Here is a 17,184-nt window from a genome sequence, read left to right as displayed (position 1 = left end):
ACTAGCGCGAGAGCCGGCGCCTTACCGGGTCGGCGGACAGTGGTGTCGGTGGACGTCGACGAGTATGCCGCGGTGAAACGTCCAGGACGGGGCGGACCGGTGGGCAGGCCCGGCGCGTGCGCCCCCCGCGTGGCACGAGCTGCCGGTCCTCGGTGGAATTCACTGGCGTTGGCCGTGCGTGTGCCTCCGTGAACGGGACAATTCCAGTTCCGGAAGCGGTTGTTGCGAGCAGGGGGATGTGTCATGCGCTGGGTGAGGTCGTGGGCGAAGACGTGCGGGAGTGCGGCCTTGGCTGTGGGGATGGTGGCGGCTGGGCCGTTCACGGCGGAGGCGCACGAGTCGGCAGGGACCGTCAGCTGCGTGGGGACCAACACCGTCGGGTTTTCCCCGGGGCTCGGCCTGAAAGCGAGAAAGACCCTGATCACCGGGAGCGGCGCTTACACCTGTCCCGCCGCCGCACCGGGCTTCGCCTCCGCCAAGTCCGAGATCAGCGGCGGCGGTATGAACGGGTGCTTCGCCTCCGATGCCACCACGGTGGAGAAGATCACCTGGGCCAACGGGGAGAAGAGCGTGGTGGTCTATCCCATGGGGAATGTCCAGCAGGTTGCCGGGCAGGCCGTCGTGCTGGTGGTCGGCAAGGTGGTGTCGGGCGCGTTCCGGGGGCGGACCGTCGCCTCTCCCGGTGCCCAGCTCACGCTCGACGTACCGTCGTGTGCCACTGACCAGGGAGTGCCGCAGATCACCGGCCCTTCGGAGTTGTCGATTCTCTGAGCGCGCTCAGCGACCGGCGGCCGTGCCGGACCACCTGCTGGAGCACATAGGCGACATCGTCCTGGGTGCTGCTGGGGTTGATGGTGCACATGCGCAGCACCGTCGCACCGTGCACCCGGGTGGTGAGGAGCAGCGCCTCGCCTTCCGCGCACACCGCCCGGCTGATGTGCTCCTGCGCGGCGTCGGCGTCCCAGCCGGGCGGGGCGTCGGCCGGGTGGTAGCGGAAGGTGAGGACGGCGAGGCTGGCCGGCGTGACCAGCCTCAGTTCGGGCTGGTCCGTGATCAGGGCTGCCGCGTGCTCGGCCAGGTCCATGCCGTGCTCGATCGCCTGCCGGAAGGCTCCCGCGCCGAAGGCCTTCAACGACAGCCACAGCTTCAGCGCCCGCAGTGCGCGGCTCTGTTGGGGACCGTGGTCGGAGAGGTTCACCTCGTCGCCCCGGGGGTCGGTGGGGGTCAGATAGCCGGTGTCCAAGGCGTGGCGTGCCAGGTCGAAGGTGGCGGGCAGCAGCTCCGGGCGGCGCAGGAGGACGCATCCGATCTCGTAGGGCTGGAAGAGCCATTTGTGCGGGTCGACGGTGAGGGAGTCGGCGCGGGGCAGTGCCGCGCGCAGGCCGTGGCCGCGGGCGGTGGCGGCTGCCGCCGCGCCGTGGGCGCCGTCGATGTGGAGCCAGAGCCCTTCGCGCTCGCAGAGGCCGGCGAGGTCGTCGAGGGGGTCGACGGCACCGGTTCCGGTGGTGCCGAGGGTGGCGACGACGGCGAAGGGGCGCAGGCCGGCGGAGCGGTCGTCGGTGATGCGCCGCGCGACCTCCGCGGGGTCGAGACGGAGTGTGTGGTCGGCGGGTACGACGGACAGGTGTCTGCGGGTGAGTCCCAGGAGGTGGGCTGCACGTGCGATGGAGGGGTGGGCCTGGGTGGAGCAGTAGAGGCGGGCGCGGGAGAAGTCGTCGCCGAGGTGGTGGTCGCGCGCGACGGCCAGGGCGGTGAGGTTGGCGACGGAGCCGCCGCTGACGAAGAGGCCACCGGCCTCCGCGGGCAGGCCCAGAAGTGCCTTGAGCCAGCCGAGAGTGGTGAGTTCGAGCTGGGTGGGTCCGGCGCCGACCAGCCATGCCCCTGGTACGGAGAGGTAGGCGGAGGCGAGGGCGTCGGCGAGCACTGCCGGGAAGTTTCCGGTGGACGGGGTGAAGGCGAAGCTCCGGGGGTGGTCGAGGCGGGTCGCCTCGCCGAGGGCGTCGCGGGTGGCGCGGTCGAGTACGGGGCGCAGGTCGTCCGTGCCGTTCTCGGGCAGGGGTTCGTCCAGGGCGGCGCGTAGGTCCTCGGGGGACGGGACGCGCAGGGGCGGGTGCGCACGGGCGGTGGTGAACCGCTCGATGATGAGCCCGAGCGTGTGCAGGCCCGCCGTGCGCATCGCTGCCTCGGGCAGCCGGAGCAGGGGCGGCGCGGCCTCGCCGGTGGCCGACGCGCCGTCCTCTTCCGTCCGGGACCGGTCGTGGAAGGAGGCAATCCAGGCCAGTGCCTCCGGATGGAGGCGGGGCCGGGGTTCGAGGGGGCCGACGGTGTGCTCGAACTGGAGCAGGGCCAGCTCCTGGCCGGCGGTGACGGGGCCCGGGCGGGCGATGGTCCAGCACAGGGCCTCGTCGTCGTGGAGCCCGGCGAGGTCCGAAGGCGTGGTGAGCGGGCCCGATGCCGCCCGGCCGTCGAGCCGGTAGCGCCCGGTTGGGGCGAGGCCGTGCACCGTGGTGTCCTCGGCGGCGTGGACGACGAGCTGGCTCGGGCGGCGCGGTCCCGGCGGCAGCGTCCCCGGCACGGGCGTCGGCAGCGCGGGCAGGAGGAAGGAGAGGATGTGCAGCCCCAGTGAGGGCAGGAGTCCCGCCGCGCGCTCGGCGGTCTGGACGAGGGAGACCACTGTCTGGAAGCGGGGGTTGACCTCGATGGCCAGGAGCCGGCCGCCCTCCTCGACGAGGTCGAGGCCGAAGACGCCCCGGAAGCCGCGGCCGCGCAGCACCTCGCCCACGCGCCGCGCCGCCTCGCGGGCCTGTCCGTACAGCCCGTCCGGCACGTCACCGGGGTGCACGAGCTGATTGCCGCAGTGCGTGCCCCAGGAGGCGGCGAGTTCGGGCAGTCCCACCAGCTGGTGGGAGACGGCCGAGACCACCGTCCTGTCCGGTCCGGCGCAGGCCGTGACGGTCAGGGAGATCCCGGGAGCCAGCCGGCTGAGCCGGACCGGCTCGTCCGGCCAGGCGGCGAGGCGGCGTTCGAGTTCGGCCGGGGAGCCGAGCGGGACGGTCCCCCGTCCGATCAGGTTGTTCTGCCTGCGCTGGGCCACTGCCCCGGGCCAGTCGTCGGGCCAGTACGCCTTCGCCGGTGCCCGCCCGGTCGCGGGGACGACCAGGCACGGCGGGGTGGCCACTCCCGCTTCCTCGAACAGCTCCAGCACGCTGATCTTGTCCGCCGCCCAGGCGGTGACTCCGGCCTCCGGTGCCAGCAATCGGTAGCCGTGGGTGCGCGCCCACGTACGGGCGTTGGGGCCATGCTCGGGCGCGAACGAGACGCACACCCGGCGCGGCCCCGGCGTGCCGTGGAGGCTTGCGGGCGGCGGCACGGGCAACGGCTGGAACGCGGAGACCAGTTCATGGCGGAGCCAGGCCGGTGCCGGGCCGAACGACGCGCTGACGAACGGGCAGTGGTCCAGCCACACGGCCTCGTCGAGCAGGTCGTCCAGCAGCTTCCGGCCGGTGTCGGCGTCGATCCCCTCGATGTCCCCGACGTCCTCCGCAGATGGACCGCCGCTGCCGGCGCGGTCGTTCAGCCTGTGTCGCATGGTGCTCCCTCCCGGGGCGGGCGCTGGGCGAAATGGGCGCGCAGGAGTGAGGACCCACCGGGCACGCACCGCTCGCAGACCCTGCCGTGGTGACGGCGGTTGCGACGCTGAGCCGTGCGGAGCGCGGCCGCTTCCCGGTGAACCGCTTCGAGAGGCGCGGTGTCCCGGGGAAGTTCCCGCACCATGCGCTCCAGACCACGCATGCGGCGCACCATGGCACGGTGGTCCCGGTTGAACACCCCCGAGAAGCCCGGCGGCATGTGAGGAGGCTCCATGGTCGGGCGGACCACTTCCTGATAGACGGCCGCGGGGAAGTCGGCGGCGTATTCCATGGCAGCGGTGGCGGCGTCGTACAGCTGACGCAACTCCTTGAATTCCCGGGCCAGTTGATGCCGGGAGGCGTCCTCGGTGCCGGCGAGGGAGGCGCCGTCCAGGGTGGTGTTCATGGCCGTGAGAAGCAAGTGGAGCAGTTGGTGGCCGAGCTTCCAGCGGCGCAGCGCGCAGGGCAGTCCGTCCACGGGTGCCGTGCCGAACAACGCCGGGGACCGCGCCTCGACGATGTGGGAGGCGAGCCGCAGCCCCGTGACGAGCGTGGTGCGCAGGTCCTCGTCGAGGCCGGTGTGCGGAAGGTCGCCGAGGAGGTACGTCCGCAGGTGCGCGGTGTCGGGCGGTACCGGTTCCCGGAGGATGCCGAAGTACCGGTCGTAGTCGTTCTCGCAGGCCGTCACTCCGCCGGCCTCGCGAGTTCCGCGACGCGGCGGTGCAGGCGGTCCACGTACAACTCGCTCTCCGGTTTCATCAGGACGCTGCGCAGGATGTGTGTGTCCTCGCCGTCGCGCACGACGTGCGGATGGCGGCGGGCGAAGGCGTCCGCGCCGACCCGCGCGATGCTGAGGAACACCGGGTTCTCCTTGGCTTCCATGCCGCGTCGCATCACCTCCTGCGACGCGGCGCCGACCCGGTACAGGGCGGCGGGCTCCGTGCGGGGGTAGTAGGTCAAGATGTCCAGCTCGGGTCGCTGGTAGATCTCCAGGTGGGGCGAGCCGTCGATCAGGCCGGCCCATCGGAGGGCCGCGCGGCGCCCCGCGGCGAGCACCCCGCCCAGTCCCTGCCGCGTGAGGGGCAGCAGCCGGAGGGTCAGCCACAGAGCGGCCGCGGCCGCCCCCGACCGCGAGCATTCCAGACTGATCTCCCCCAGGTGCGGCCGGGCGGAGGTGAAATAGGTGTAGGGAGAGTCGTGCCGGTAGAAGCGGGCCACCGTGGGATCGGCGAAGAGCACCGCGCCGCAGCCGTAGGGCTGGAGGCCGTGCTTGTGCGGGTCGATCACCACCGAGTCGCTCTGCCCGACGGCCCGCAGCGCCTCGGCGGTGGCCTCGTCCATGAGCGGGTCCTCGGCGAGCAGCGTGAAGAACCCGCCGTAGGCGGCGTCCACATGGACTCGGGCACCGTACCGCCGCGCCAGTGTCACGATGCGGTGCACGGGATCGACCGCGCCCAGGGCCGTGGTCCCGGCGGTGGCGACGACCGTGCCCACGTCCCCCGAGGCCAGCAGTTGCTCGAGTGCCGCCACGTCCATCCGTCCCCCGGCGTCGACCGGTACGGTGCGCACCTGCACGCCCAGCAGATGGCACATCCGCGCGTGCGTGTAGTGGGCTTCGGAGCTGACGGCGACGGAGCGCCCCGGGTGGCTCTCCCGGGCGACGAACAGCGCCTCCAGATTCGCCACGGTGCCGTTGCTGGTGAGGTGCCCGAGCGGGGTCTCCAGGCGCACCATGGCGGCCAGTTGGCCGACCGCCTCCTCTTCCATGGCGGATGTGGCGGGGCCGCCGTCCAGTGCGTGGTTGTTGGAGTTGACGAGCATCGCGGCGAGGTGCGCGGCGACAGCGGCCGGGTGCGGTGGCTTGAGCATCTGCCCCGCGTAGCAGGGGTGGAAGAACGGATAGCTGCCGCGCAGCCTGCCGGTCAGTTCGGCGAACGCCTCGGCGCAGGGCTCCTCGGCGACCTCCATGGCCGGGTGCACCGCGTACTCCTCGTACGACCGGGTCCACGCCTCGAACGCCTCGACCCCGTGCTCCAGCCACCGCTTCAGCTCCATGCCCGCCCCCCCCGGCGCCACAGCCCGACCGACCGACCGATCCGGGCAACCGTAGCCACAGCCCCTCCAGGTGCGCGGCGCTCGGCTGCGGACTCACCCGAACGGGGAGGCTCCGAAGGGTGGCTGTGCGCCGTGGCGCGCTCCCCGGCACCTGCCCGGTGACGGCGCGGGCACGCTGACGGACCTTCAGCCCGGCCGGAACCGGCGGGGGTGCCGCGGGCGTTCTCCGTCAGAACGGACGAGGCTCGGGGGGCGCGGGTGGAGCAGGAACGGGACCGGTCACGCGTGATCAGCAGACGTGGGCTGCTGATCGGCGGCGGCGCCGCGGCGGCCGTGGCGGCGTACGCGGGGCAGGACGGGCTCAGGCGGTGGTGGGGCGCCTCGGGGCGGGAGAGGCCGCGCACGGAGGGCGTGGTTGATCACGCTGGCGCGGAGTGGGTCGCCGCGTCGCCGGCGAACTGGCGGCGGGCGGAGCGGCCCGCCGACTACACCGTGGACCGGGTCGTCGTCCACGTGGTCCAGGGCGGTTACGGCGACGCCCTCCGGGTCTTCCGCGACCCCCTGCACCAGGCCGCCGCCCACTACGTCGTACGCAAGGACGGCCACATCGCGCAGACCGTGCGCGAGCTCGACGTGGCCTTCCACTCCGGGAACCGGAAGTTCAACGAGCGCAGCGTCGGGATCGAGCACGAGGGTTATGTGGACCGGCCCGGCGATTTCACGGAGGCGATGTACGCGGCGTCGGCCCGGCTCACCGCGGAGATCTGCGCCCGCTACGCGATCCCGGCGGACCGGTCCCACATCGTCGCCCACTCCGAGGTCCCGGGCACGGATCACACCGACCCCGGGCCGCACTGGGACTGGGACCGGTATCTGGGACTCGTCCGGACGTCTGCCGCCTGAGGCTTGTCCCAGACGAGGGAGTAGCGCCACAGCAGATGCCGGCGGAAACGGCATCCGGGCAGCAGCCGCTTCGCCTCCCGGCGGACCTGGCCCCAGGTCATAGCGGGCATACGGACGGGCATGCCGTCCGGGTCGGTCTTGCCACCGTGGCGACGGGCGTTGAGGCGGGCGGCGGGGACGCCGGCACCGGAGATAATCCAGTCCAGTGGGGTCCGCTCGCGGGCCAGGCCGATGATCACCAGACGGCCGCCCGGCGCGAGCAGACGGACGATGCCCTTGACCCCCGATGAGAACTCGACGTGGTGGACCACCGCCACCGCGCTGACGAAGTCGTACTTCCCTTCGCCGAGCAGGCCGTGGGCGTCGTCGAGGAAGTCCGCCTCCACGAAGGCCGCGTTGCGCAGATGCGAGCCGTGTTCGCGGGCCAGGCGGATCATCCCGCCGGAGACGTCCACGCCGGTCACGGAGGGGACCCGCACCGCCAGTTCGCGCGCGAGCAGTCCCTCGCCGCAGCCGATGTCCAGGGCCGAGCGGCATCCGGGCGGCACGGCGTCGAGCACGAGCGGGTGGTAGTGCACGTTGTGGTTCCAGTAGTTCATGGCGTCATGTGTGCTCGTGCGGGCCGTGCCTCCTCCGGGTGGTTCAGGGTCTCGTCCGGGTGGTTCAGGCGCATGCGTCATTCGGGGTCCGGTGTCCGGCTCGCTGTGTTGTGGGCGTCCGTGGCCGCGGCTGCCTGTTCGAGTGCCTCCACCAGGCGGCGTATCGTCTCCTCCGAGCTGTCCTGTGCGACGATCGTGCGGCCCGCGATGTTGATGACGAGGGGCGGTGCCGCCGGGCGGGCGGTTCGCCAGGAGGCGTAGGACAGCGCCAGGTTCAGTGCCGTGAAGCCTTGGCCCAGGATCACGTTGATGATCTCGACCGTTCCCATGGCCCCGCCGGACCGCCACGGGCGCACCCGCTCCACCGTGGCGCCGCGCCGCACTCCGGGGTCCTGCCGCAGCCACTCGTACAGGTCCGCCACGGCTCTGCGTTCGTCGTCCGTCGTCGCGTCGATCCGTATGCGCATGGTCTCCCCTTGGTTCACCCGAGTCCCACGACAGGGAAGCACCAGCATGCCCGAGAGCGCGGCTCAGCGGCCCGCATCAGGGGATTCGGGCTTCCGCGCTCCGGAAGCGTCGACCTCGAAAGCGACATCGAGGACGTAACGGTCGCCCACGTAGCGCGACTCGGTGAGTTCGCACGGCTGGTCGTGCTGATCGAGGATCAGCCGTACCTCGATCAGCAGGGCGGTCCCCGGCGCGACCGCGAGCAGGTCGGCTTCGTACGCGTCCGCCACGCCTGCCCTGATCGACGAGTGGCCTCGGGTGGGGAGCTTGCCGAGGTCCGCGAGTGCCTCGTGCATGGAGCCGGCCACGAAGTCGGTCTTCAGGAGGCCGGACAGCTCCGGGGGGAAGACGGCCCGCTCCAGTGCGGTCGGGACGTTGTCGGCCAGGCGCACCCGGCTGATCTCCACCACGTCCACCGGCCCCCGCAGGAGCAGCCGGTTCGCCTCCTCCTCCATGGCGGGGCGCAGGGTCGCGTGGAGCAGTCTCGACGTGGGTTCGTAGCCCTGCCTGCGCGTGTGTTCGCTGAAGCTGACGAGGTTCTCCGCCCGGCGGTGGGTCGGGGGCTCCGCCACGAACGTCCCGCGCCCGGAGACGCGGTAGACCAGGCCCTCGGTGACGAGCTTCTGGACGGCCGCCCGTGCGGTCATGCGGCTGACGTTGAACTCGGCGCACAGTTCCGACTCGGAGGGCAGCAGGTCGTGGGGGCGCAGCTTGGCGATCCGGCCGCGCAGCGCCTGCTCGATCTGGTAGTACCTGGGCGTGAAGTCTGGTCTCACTGGGGCCTCCGGGGAAGGGGATTCCGCTCAGTTGTACAGGCGACCAGCCGGACAGGCGACCAGCCTCGTCTCCGGCGGGAGCCCACGGCCACGCGGGCTCCCGCCGGGCGGATCCGGTTCAGCCCTGGAGGGCGGTGCTGCCGGGCGAGACGGTCAGCGCGTCCGCCCATTGGTGGAGGGCGGGGTCGGCCAGGGATTCCAGCAGCCAGTCGTCACCTGACTCCGTGCCCGGTTCCGCGTCCGGCAGCGAGGGGACCACGACGAGGTTCAGCCCGGCGGCGCGCGCGGCCGCGACGCCCGTGCGGGAGTCCTCGAAGGCGACGGAGCGGGCGGGGCCTGCGCCCAGAGCGGCGCAGGCGGCGAGGTAGAGGTCGGGCGCGGGCTTGGGGTGCGGCACGTCGTCGACCGAGAGAGAGACGGGCAGCAGGCCGGTCAGCCCGGTGGAGTTCAGCGCGATCTCCAGCAGCGGCCGGGGGCTGTTGCTGGCCACGGCCACCGGTACGCGCTCGGCGCAGGTACGCACCAGGTCCAGGGCGCCGGGAAGGAGGGAGACCCCTTCTTCGAGTTCCTGGCGCACCCGGTCCAGGAGGGTGGCGGTGAGGGCCGCCTCCTGCCCGGGGCACCCGAAGTGCTCGGCCAGGATGAAGCCGAGGTCCGTCGGTGTCCTTCCGATGAGCAGCTTCTTCTGCTCCAGGCCGAACGCGTGGCCGTGCTCCTCGAAGACCGCGGCCTCGGCCCGCGTCCAGCAGGATTCGGTGTCCACGAGCAGGCCGTCGCAGTCGAAGACGACGGCCTCGATCTCCGTCGTCAGAGGGTAGGGAGCTGGGGGTGGCACGGTGCCTCCTGGGTGGTCGGTACGGGCTGCTCCGCGGCCGGCCGGATGCCGGACACGGACGGTTCCCCGGGCCTCATCGCGAAGCGGTGTCCAGCACAGCGAGGTCCGTGAGAACGGTCTTCGCGGCCGGTGAGGACGCGGGAGCCGGCTGCTTCCCGGGGTGCGGGGCCTTGCCGGTGGACTGCCGCGGCGGGGTGTGCGCGGCCACCGTCTCGCCGACGCGCAGGGCCCACCGCTCCAGCAGGGCGCGGGCGGCGGCCTGGTCCGGGCCCTCCGCCCAGAGGTGGGTGACGGCTTCGGCGGGGTCGGGCACGACCATGACCCAGCGGTCGGGGCCGTCGACGATGCGGACGCCTTCGGTGACCGAACTGTCCAGGTTTCCGGGCGCGGTGTGGGTCAGCGTGCGCATCAGGGCGCCCTTGGTCTCCCATGGGGTGGGCACGGTGCGGTGCAGCACGTGGGGCACGGGGGTGCGGGCGACGACGCTGCTGAGCGGTTCCGGGGAACGGGCCAGCAGGCCGGCCAGGTGCAGGAGCGCGGCGAAGGCGTCGGGGGCGGCGGACACGGCGGGGACGATGAAGCCGCCGCGTCCGTCGGCGGCCCAGCGGACGTCCCCCTCGCGGACGGCCTGGCCGAGGGCGTACGCGGAGGCGGCCGTCCGGAGCACCTCGGTGCCGCGCGCGGTGGCGAGGCGTTCGGCGGCGCGTGAGACGGTGCCGGGCAGCGCGATCCGCTCGCCGGGCCATCGGCTGGTGACCAGGTCCATCAGCACCAGGGGTGCCAGGTCCGCGGCCATGCGGCGGCCCTGGTCGTCGACGATGGTCAGGCGTTCACCGGCCGGGTCGATGCGGGCGCCGAAGGCGGCGCGCGCGGAGGTGACGAGTTCGGCGAGGCGGTCGGAATCCGTGGCTTTGGTGTGCGCCGCCGGGTCCGGGGTGGTGTTGATGAGGAGGGCGTCGATGCCCAGGGCCCCGAAGAGCCGGGGCAGCAACGCCCCGGCGCTGCCGTGTGCCGCGTCCACCACGATCTTCAGCCCGGCCGCACGGATGTGGGACGTCTCCACGGTGCCGAGCAGCGTGCCGGCGTAGGAGTCGACGACGCCGGCGGGGCTGTGCAGGCTTCCGACGGCGCTGGGGTGGGTGCGGTACTCCTGTCGTGCGTAGACCCGGTCGAGCTTGCGCCGGGTCGCCGGGGACAGTTCGCCTCCGTGCTCGTCGAGGAAGAGGACCGTGACGCGCTCCGGCGTGCCGGGGACGGTGCGGATCACGACGCCGCCCGCGCTGTGCAGCGCGGTCTGCTGCCGGGCCACGGGCAGCGGCACGCACTCGATGTCCCGTACGTCGACGGCGGCGCACTGCAGGGCCGCGGTGAACGCGCGGGACAGGGCCCGCCCGCCGGGCGAGTCGTCGCGGGCGACCGTGACGGAGGCTCCCTGGGGCAGGGTCGTGGCGTACGCGCCGGCGAGCCTGGCCATCAGCTCGGCGGTCATCTCGACGTTGAGGATCCCCGAGACCCCGTCGGGGCCGAACAGGCTGGCCTGGTTGCGGGATTCGCGGATGAGGGAGGAGTTGACGACGGCACCCGCTTCGACGACCTTCTCGGGATACACGCGGACCCCGCCCGTGACGACCGAGTCCTCGCCGATGGTGCAGGCCGCTCCGACGACGGCGCCCTCGGCGACGCTGGCGCCGCTCATGACGCTGGTGCCCTGGCCGATCACACAGCCGCGCAGCCGGGCGGCGGGGCCGATGTAGACGCCTTCGTGGACGATGGCGGCTTCCACGACGGTGTGCGGTGCCACCAGGGTGTTCGGGCCGATGACGGTGTGGGCGCCGATGACGGCGCCGGCCTCGACCCTGGCGTGGGCGCCGATGTGGCAGGGGGCCCGGAGTTCGGCGTCGGGATGGACCTCGGCGCCCTGGGCGATCCGGATGCCGGGCGATGTCTCGAATCCGGGGAGGTCGACGCGGACCCGGCCTTCGAGGATGTCGGTGTGGGCCTTGAGGTAGCTCTCCTGGGTCCCGATGTCCTCCCAGTAGCCGTCGGCCACGTATCCGTACACCGGCTTGCCCTCGGCGAGCAGGCGGGGGAAGACGTCACCGGCCCAGTCGGCGGGGCCGTCCTTGGGGACGTAGTCGAATATCTCGGGTTCCATGACGTAGATGCCGGTGTTGACGGTGTCGGTGAACACCTGGCCCCAGGTGGGCTTTTCCAGGAACCGTTCGACCCGGCCGTCCTCCCCGGTCACGGTGATGCCGAATTCCAGCGGGTTGGGGACCCTGGTCAGGCAGACGGTGGCGAGGGCTCCCTTGGCGCGGTGGAACGCGATGAGTTCGCTGAGGTCGATGTCGGTGAGCGCGTCCCCGGAGATCACGAGGAATGTGTCGTCGCGCAGCTCCGCCTCGGCGTTCAGGACGCTTCCGGCCGTGCCGAGAGGGGTGGTCTCGTGCGCGTAGTGCAGCCGCATGCCGAGCTCTTCGCCGTTCCCGAAGCGGTTCTTGATGAGGGCGGCGAGGAACTGGACCGTCACCACGGTGTCGTTCATGCCGTGCTTGCCCAGCAGCCTGAGCACGTGTTCCATGATCGGCTGGCCTGCGACCGGCAGCAGGGGTTTGGGCAGATCGGAGGTCATGGGGCGCAGGCGCGAGCCCTCGCCGCCCGCCATTACTACGGCTTTCATCGGTGATGCAACCTTCCTTGGTCGGGACTTCCGGCAGGCAGGGATCTCCGTCGGTCGGTGACGGGATCCGTCACTCCAGGAGTCATCTGCCTGGCGGGAATCCGATGACCGTGCGTGCCGCGTCGATGACCTGGGCGATCAGCCGCGTCTGCCGGAGCGGCATGACGTAGGCGGTCCCGCCCGCCAGGGACCGTTCGATGTCCTCGACCATCAGCCGGTACGGGTCCACCGCCGGATAGTGCCTGACGTCGGTCGTGCACCCGTCCTTGGTGACGTCGAGGCGGGAGGGCTGGACTCCGGCGGTGAAGGCCGGGGAGGAGAGGGAGATCGCGCCGTCGGTCCCGCGGACCGTGAATTCCTCCTCCAGCGTGCCGGTGAGCGAGCACTCGATGTCCGCGGTGCCTCCGCAGGGGAAGGTGAGCGTCATCGTGAGGGAGGAATCCGCGGAGGTGGGGGTCCACCTCTGGTGCTTGACCCTTTCGACGCGCGGCGTCCGCCAGCCGAATGCCGCGAGCGTCGCGGATATCGCGTAGTAGCCGACGTCGTACAACGCGCCGCCTCCGAGCGCGCTGTCCAGCCGGTAGTTCCCCGCTGCCGGGGCGAGGCCGTGGAACCGTGACGTGACGTGGACGGCCTGGCCGATCGCGCCCGATGCGACGAGGCTCTCCAGCTCCTGGGTGCGCGGGTGCCAGCGGTTCCAGGCGGCTTCCACCAGCAGCCTGTCGGCGGCCTGCGCCGCGCGGATCATCGCGTCCACTCCCGTGGCCGACAGGCCGAGAGGCTTCTCGCACAGCACGTGCTTCCCGGCGGCCAGCGCCGCTTCCACCCATTCACGGTGAGCGGCGTTGTGCAGGGCGACGTAGACGATGTCGACGGCGGGATCCGCGAGGAGGTCCGGGTAATTCGTGTACACCTTCTCCGGTGTGAGCGACCACGCGCGCTGCGTGCTCCGGGAAGCGACGGCGTAAAGGTGTGCGCCCTGCCCCGAGCGCACCGCCGGTCCCAGGCTCGATTCCGCGATGGAACCCGCTCCGAGAAAGCCCCAGTTCGCCATGGTCAGTCCTTCAGAAAGAGCTGGTCGCCGTTGTCGTCGGTCAGTGGCAGTCCTTCGGTGGCCAGCAGGTCCAGTACGAGCGAGCTCCACCCGAACGACCGGGCTCCGTGCCCCCCGGCGTCGTGGGGGCCGTAGCACTCCCGCATTCCCGCGACGGCGGCGCATTCGGCGCTCCGCAGGGCGAGCCGGCGTGCTTCGTGGTGGTATCCGCGCTTGCGCAGGCCGCCGTGGAGATACCAGTTGAGGTTCATCCAGCTCGAACCGCGGAAGATCGCCGCCGTGCCGAAGTCGGGGTCGAAGGTGGGCTCGGTGGCGGACACGCTGGAGACCGGGTAACGGTGCCAGAATTCCCGTTCGTTGAGGAGGTGCTCCTCGACGACCCGTTTCGCGATGCCGTCCGGGACGGAGTCGTTGATGATCGGGAAGAGGGAACTCGCGGTCAGTACGGGAACGCGTTCCCCGGTCACCAGGTCGAGGTCGAAGAAGGCGCCCGCGTCGTCGTCCCAGCAGTGCCGCACCAGGGCCCCGCAGATCTCCTCGGACCCGCGGGCCAGCCCGGCCGATGTGGCGTCGGGCAGCCCGGCGGCCTCCGCGAGGCGGGAGAGCGCCATCAGGCCGTCGGCGTAGATGGAGTTGACCAGGACGTCGTTCCAGACGAAGGTCCGTGCCTCGCGCAGCGGGCTCTCGGGGTGGCGGTTGTCCGCGTAGCCGTCCAGCAGGTTGCGCATGGCGCTGTGCCAGTCGGCGGCGACGGTGCTCGGCAAGGAGTCCTGGATTCCCAGTGCCCGGTCGTACTTCGGGCTCATGTCGAGGCCCGACTCGTCGGGCTGGTAGATCTCCAGGAGCCCGGTGGCGGGGCTGGTGCGGTGTTCCCGCAGCCAGGCGAAGAAGCCGAGGGCGGCCGGGAGCACCTCCAGCAGCCAGGCACGGTCGCCGGTGGCCTCGTAGACGTGCTCGATCGCCCTGGCGACGACGGGGGGCGCGATCGTGACCGACCGCCATTCCTCCCACACGTCGATCTTGAACTCCTGGGTCGCTTTCGGGCGCAGTTCGTCCTGCCAGAGAATCATGTGCGGCAGGAAACCGGTCGCGGTGACGGCCGACAGCAGCGAGGAGAGCTCCGTGCGCGCGCGTCGCGGGTTCAGGTGGGCGAGCGCGATCGCGTGGTAGCTGCTGTCCCAGGCCCATTGGAAGGGGTAGGTCTCGGGCGACGGGCAGGTGTAGTCGTAGGCGTGCCGCGCGCCGGTGGAATAGCCGGTCCGCCGGTTGGCCGCGAGCATCGCGGCTGCCGCCCGCGCCGCCTTGCCCGCACTCATCTCGTTCATCGAAGCTCCGTGGTGTTCCTGGCGATGCCGGTTGCCACCGAAGGGGCCGTCCGCCCCTTCGGTGGCAACCGGCTCAAGTGGCCGTCTGCCGGCCGGATGCGCAGTGGTCCCGCGAACCTCGTCAGGCCGGGACCACGATCTCCTCCGCGGTCCGCCGGCCCTCCGGGGCGCCCGGCAGGATTCCCTTGCCCAGCATCGAGGTCTTCATCGAGGCGCCCTGCCCGTACGCGGTGAATCCCCGGCGGACGCCTTCCTCGTCCTCGAGCCGCACCCGGGTCGTGACGAGCGGGCGCGCGTCCACGAGTCCGGTCTCGATCAACCGCAGGGCCACGCTGGCCACGTGCGCGGAGCGCGTCATGGGGAACTGCCGGACGTCGAAGGGGGTGGAGCGGAGCTTGAGGCCCTTGGCGAGGATCATCCAGGTGTTGAACATCTGCGGAACCGCCGTGGCGCCGTAGAGGACATAGGTGCCTCCGGGCCGCAGCAGGCCCATGGCCGACTCCCGGATGTCCTTGCGGCCGTCGCCGGGGCTGTCGATGTGCGGCAGGGCGTCGAAGACGTAGTCGGCGTACTGGTCGTGGTGTTCGTGCACGAAGGTGTCGAGTTCGGCGGCCTGGCTCTCGGTGTTGAACGAGCGCGTGGCGCCGTAACGGCAGGCCACCTCCATGCGGAGGTTGTTGCGGTCCAGCACCGTCACGGAGCCCGCGCCGAGATAGCGGTCGAGCACCTGGACGGCGAGCAGGGCGCTGGGGCCGCAGCCGAGCACGACGCAATTGTCCCCCGGCTTGGGGGGATTGAGCAGCAGGGAGCGCAGGACGGAGGTGAGCGGCTCGATGATCGTGGCCAGGTCGGAGGGGATCGAGTCCGGCAGGACGACGGCCGCGGCCTGGTCGGCGTCGTAGAAGTTCCGCTCGGTGTACCAGGTGGTCTCCATGCCGCGCTGCCCCGGGAAGAGCGGGCGAAGGGCACGGTAGTCGGCCATCCCGCCGAAGTCGGTCTGTCCCCAGTAGCAGATGCGCTCGCCGGGCTCCACGGCCCCCTTCAGCCGCGAACCCACTTCCAGGACACGGCCCACGTACTCGTGCCCGGGAATGATCGGCCAGGCGTCGGGGAAGAGATGACCCCTGAAGTAGGAGACATCGGTGGAGCATATGGAGACCGCCTCGGTCTCCAACAGCACCTCGTCCGGCTGACATACGGGGTCGGGGACCTGCGAGCGGACGATTTCACCGGGTGCTGTCATCAGGTACGCGTGCACGAACTCTCCATGGAACACGAGCGGTTGCGGCGGAGACATTCGCCAGGCACCCGAAAGGCCGCGCTGCCTACGGGTGTCGGCCGTGCGAAGTCAGTCCGCCAGGGCGCAGGTGGGGGCACCTGCTCGAAGGAGACTCTGGCACCTGTATGGCTGTATAGCCAGCCTGGAGATAGGAGACATATTTGGCTTTATGAGCGTAAGAAACAGCGCACAGCTTCACGCTGTGATGTAAATCCTTCACGGGGTGGATCGGCATACCGTTCACGGGAATTGGGAAGCCGCCGAAGCAGAAACTTGCATATGCCACGCACCCACCAAGGCGCCCCTTCGGCCGAACCCTCGGTAAGCTTAGGCTAGCCTTACCTTCATGACCCTCGCTCATCTGGCCGCCTCGGCCGGCTACACCATGCCTCCGCTCTGGAGGATCCTCACCAAATCGGGCTATTTCCTCGGCCTGTCCGCGGCTGTCGGCGCCACGGTGACGTACGCGGCAGCGGTCCGCCCCGCGCTCGGCGCACCGGAGTGCGGGCGCGGTGATGCCGCCGTCATGCGCCGCCGGACGGCCGGCGCTCTCGCCTGGGCCGGGGTCGCCCTGCTCGTGTCCGGCTACTTCCAGCTCGCCGCCCGCGTGGCCCGGGCCGGCAAGGGCATGCCGTTCGGTGACGCCCTCGCGCCGGGGCGCATAGGGGACTTCCTCCGGGCACCGGCGGCGAAGGGGGCCTGGGTGGCCCAGGGCACGGTCTATCTGGTGCAGAACGCCGTGCTGCTCCTGGCATCGGCCGCGCTGATGGCGCTGTTCGTCCCGCGGGCGCGCCGACACCTCGACGCGCTCGCCCTGACCGCCCTCCCCCTGTCGCTCGCGGTGTCGCTCGTCTCGGCGATACCGGCCGTGGCACCCAAGGACGCGGACAAGGTCCTCGACCTCGTCTTCGGCCAGGTCCACATCATCAGCGGGACGGTGTGGACCGGCGGTCTGGCCCTGCTCGCCGTCCTCGCCGGCGCCCGCGCCCGGCTGAGCGAGAGCGCCGGCGTGCTGTGGGCGGACCTGTGGCGTCGCTTCGGCTTCGTCGCGCTCGTCTGTGTCGCCGCCGTGCTGGTCTCCGGACTGTGGATGAGCTGGAAGCGCGTCGGCTCCCTCGGCCAGCTGTGGACGACCACCTTCGGACTCTTCCTCCTCCTGAAGATCGCGCTGGTCCTCGCCATGGTCGCGGCCGGGGCCGTCAACCAGTTCTGGCTGATGCCCCGCATCGCCCGGGCCCGGCGCGCCGACGCCACGTCCTCCCTGCTGCACCTGACGCTGCGTCACTTCCCGAAGGTGGTCTGGGCCGAGGTCGCCCTCGCGGTCGCCGTGCTGGCCGTGGTCCCCTTCCTCACCGGTTCCGCCCGCTCCGAGGCCGGCAGCCCGCCTCCCCTCCCGAGCGGAAGCATCTTCGCCACGGGTGCCGCGCTGACCCTCACCCTCGCGGCTTCGCTCTACGTCACGGTCCGGGTTTCCGACGCGCTCTCCCGGCGTGAGGCACCGGCCGCGTCCTGACGCGAGCCGTGGGCTCGGACACGGCTCGC

Annotated in this window: 13 protein-coding genes and 1 pseudogene; 3 read left to right on the top strand and 11 right to left on the bottom strand. The window is 71.5% G+C overall.

The window, feature by feature from the left end:
* Positions 1-360 precede the first annotated feature (360 nt).
* On the top strand, positions 361-771 hold the full coding sequence (locus ACFY1P_RS31180) for a hypothetical protein (protein ID WP_361521469.1): 411 nt from the start codon (positions 361-363) through the stop codon (positions 769-771).
* Here the strand turns inward: ACFY1P_RS31180 and ACFY1P_RS31175 are convergent.
* Genes ACFY1P_RS31175 through ACFY1P_RS31165 form a run of 3 tightly spaced genes read right to left on the bottom strand, consistent with a single transcriptional unit; the run spans position 740 to position 5,684 of the window.
* Positions 740-3,589, bottom strand: a complete 2,850-nt coding sequence (locus tag ACFY1P_RS31175) for a pyridoxal-dependent decarboxylase (protein WP_390752514.1) — start codon at positions 3,587-3,589, stop codon at positions 740-742. The two genes, ACFY1P_RS31180 and ACFY1P_RS31175, sit on opposite strands and share 32 nt — an antisense overlap.
* Positions 3,574-4,317 carry a hypothetical protein gene (locus tag ACFY1P_RS31170; protein ID WP_390752513.1) on the bottom strand — a complete coding sequence of 248 codons (744 nt, stop codon included), beginning with the start codon at positions 4,315-4,317 and terminating at the stop codon, positions 3,574-3,576. Before ACFY1P_RS31170 ends, ACFY1P_RS31175 begins: the two co-directional genes overlap by 16 nt.
* Entirely contained in the window at positions 4,314-5,684 is a 1,371-nt protein-coding gene (locus tag ACFY1P_RS31165; RefSeq protein WP_390752512.1) for a pyridoxal phosphate-dependent decarboxylase family protein, read from the bottom strand. Before ACFY1P_RS31165 ends, ACFY1P_RS31170 begins: the two co-directional genes overlap by 4 nt.
* A gap of 258 nt (positions 5,685-5,942) precedes the next feature.
* Between ACFY1P_RS31165 and ACFY1P_RS31160 the strand changes: the two genes are divergently transcribed.
* Positions 5,943-6,587 (top strand): N-acetylmuramoyl-L-alanine amidase, encoded by a 645-nt coding sequence (locus ACFY1P_RS31160; protein ID WP_390752511.1) that lies wholly within the window; start codon positions 5,943-5,945, stop codon positions 6,585-6,587.
* On the opposite strand, the gene ACFY1P_RS31155 is transcribed toward ACFY1P_RS31160, so the two are convergent.
* From ACFY1P_RS31155 to ACFY1P_RS31120, 8 genes and pseudogenes are all read right to left on the bottom strand, one after another.
* Entirely contained in the window at positions 6,518-7,186 is a 669-nt protein-coding gene (locus tag ACFY1P_RS31155) for a class I SAM-dependent methyltransferase (RefSeq protein WP_390752510.1), read from the bottom strand. The genes ACFY1P_RS31160 and ACFY1P_RS31155 overlap by 70 nt on opposite strands.
* 77 nt (positions 7,187-7,263) lie before the next feature.
* Positions 7,264-7,653 (bottom strand): hypothetical protein, encoded by a 390-nt coding sequence (locus ACFY1P_RS31150; RefSeq protein WP_361521486.1) that lies wholly within the window; start codon positions 7,651-7,653, stop codon positions 7,264-7,266.
* 63 nt (positions 7,654-7,716) lie between these two features.
* Entirely contained in the window at positions 7,717-8,469 is a 753-nt protein-coding gene (locus ACFY1P_RS31145) for a GntR family transcriptional regulator (protein WP_361521489.1), read from the bottom strand.
* A gap of 118 nt (positions 8,470-8,587) precedes the next feature.
* Positions 8,588-9,304, bottom strand: a complete 717-nt coding sequence (locus tag ACFY1P_RS31140) for an HAD family phosphatase (RefSeq protein WP_361521492.1) — start codon at positions 9,302-9,304, stop codon at positions 8,588-8,590.
* Between the two features lie 226 nt (positions 9,305-9,530).
* Positions 9,531-11,984 (bottom strand): annotated as a pseudogene (locus ACFY1P_RS31135) (sugar phosphate nucleotidyltransferase); the annotation flags it as partial.
* A gap of 82 nt (positions 11,985-12,066) precedes the next feature.
* Positions 12,067-13,038, bottom strand: a complete 972-nt coding sequence (locus ACFY1P_RS31130; RefSeq protein WP_390752509.1) for a Gfo/Idh/MocA family protein — start codon at positions 13,036-13,038, stop codon at positions 12,067-12,069.
* A gap of 2 nt (positions 13,039-13,040) precedes the next feature.
* Complete coding sequence (locus ACFY1P_RS31125) at positions 13,041-14,363, bottom strand: amylo-alpha-1,6-glucosidase (RefSeq protein WP_390752508.1); 1,323 nt, start codon at positions 14,361-14,363, stop codon at positions 13,041-13,043.
* Between the two features lie 121 nt (positions 14,364-14,484).
* On the bottom strand, positions 14,485-15,621 hold the full coding sequence (locus ACFY1P_RS31120; protein ID WP_390752507.1) for a zinc-binding dehydrogenase: 1,137 nt from the start codon (positions 15,619-15,621) through the stop codon (positions 14,485-14,487).
* 367 nt (positions 15,622-15,988) lie between these two features.
* Here ACFY1P_RS31120 and ACFY1P_RS31115 point away from each other — a divergent pair, with 367 nt between their 5' ends.
* The gene (locus ACFY1P_RS31115) at positions 15,989-17,155 is read left to right on the top strand and encodes a CopD family protein (RefSeq protein ID WP_390752506.1); all 1,167 of its coding nucleotides are present in this window, start codon (positions 15,989-15,991) and stop codon (positions 17,153-17,155) included.
* Positions 17,156-17,184: the final 29 nt, after the last annotated feature.

It is taken from the genome of Streptomyces sp. NPDC001407, from assembly GCF_042895325.1.
In the GTDB taxonomy this organism is placed as follows: domain Bacteria; phylum Actinomycetota; class Actinomycetes; order Streptomycetales; family Streptomycetaceae; genus Streptomyces.
This window is presented reverse-complemented; position numbering and strand designations above follow the sequence as displayed.

What these genes read in the sequence shown, in the direction of transcription:
- ACFY1P_RS31175 (WP_390752514.1), bottom strand. Translation starts at nt 3,589, where the DNA reads ATGCGACACAGGCTGAACGACCGCGCCGGCAGCGGCGGTCCATCTGCG.
- ACFY1P_RS31165 (WP_390752512.1), bottom strand. Translation starts at nt 5,684, where the DNA reads ATGGAGCTGAAGCGGTGGCTGGAGCACGGGGTCGAGGCGTTCGAGGCG.
- ACFY1P_RS31155 (WP_390752510.1), bottom strand. Translation starts at nt 7,186, where the DNA reads ATGAACTACTGGAACCACAACGTGCACTACCACCCGCTCGTGCTCGAC.
- ACFY1P_RS31150 (WP_361521486.1), bottom strand. Translation starts at nt 7,653, where the DNA reads ATGCGCATACGGATCGACGCGACGACGGACGACGAACGCAGAGCCGTG.
- ACFY1P_RS31130 (WP_390752509.1), bottom strand. Translation starts at nt 13,038, where the DNA reads ATGGCGAACTGGGGCTTTCTCGGAGCGGGTTCCATCGCGGAATCGAGC.
- ACFY1P_RS31125 (WP_390752508.1), bottom strand. Translation starts at nt 14,363, where the DNA reads ATGAACGAGATGAGTGCGGGCAAGGCGGCGCGGGCGGCAGCCGCGATG.
- ACFY1P_RS31115 (WP_390752506.1), top strand. Translation starts at nt 15,989, where the DNA reads ATGACCCTCGCTCATCTGGCCGCCTCGGCCGGCTACACCATGCCTCCG.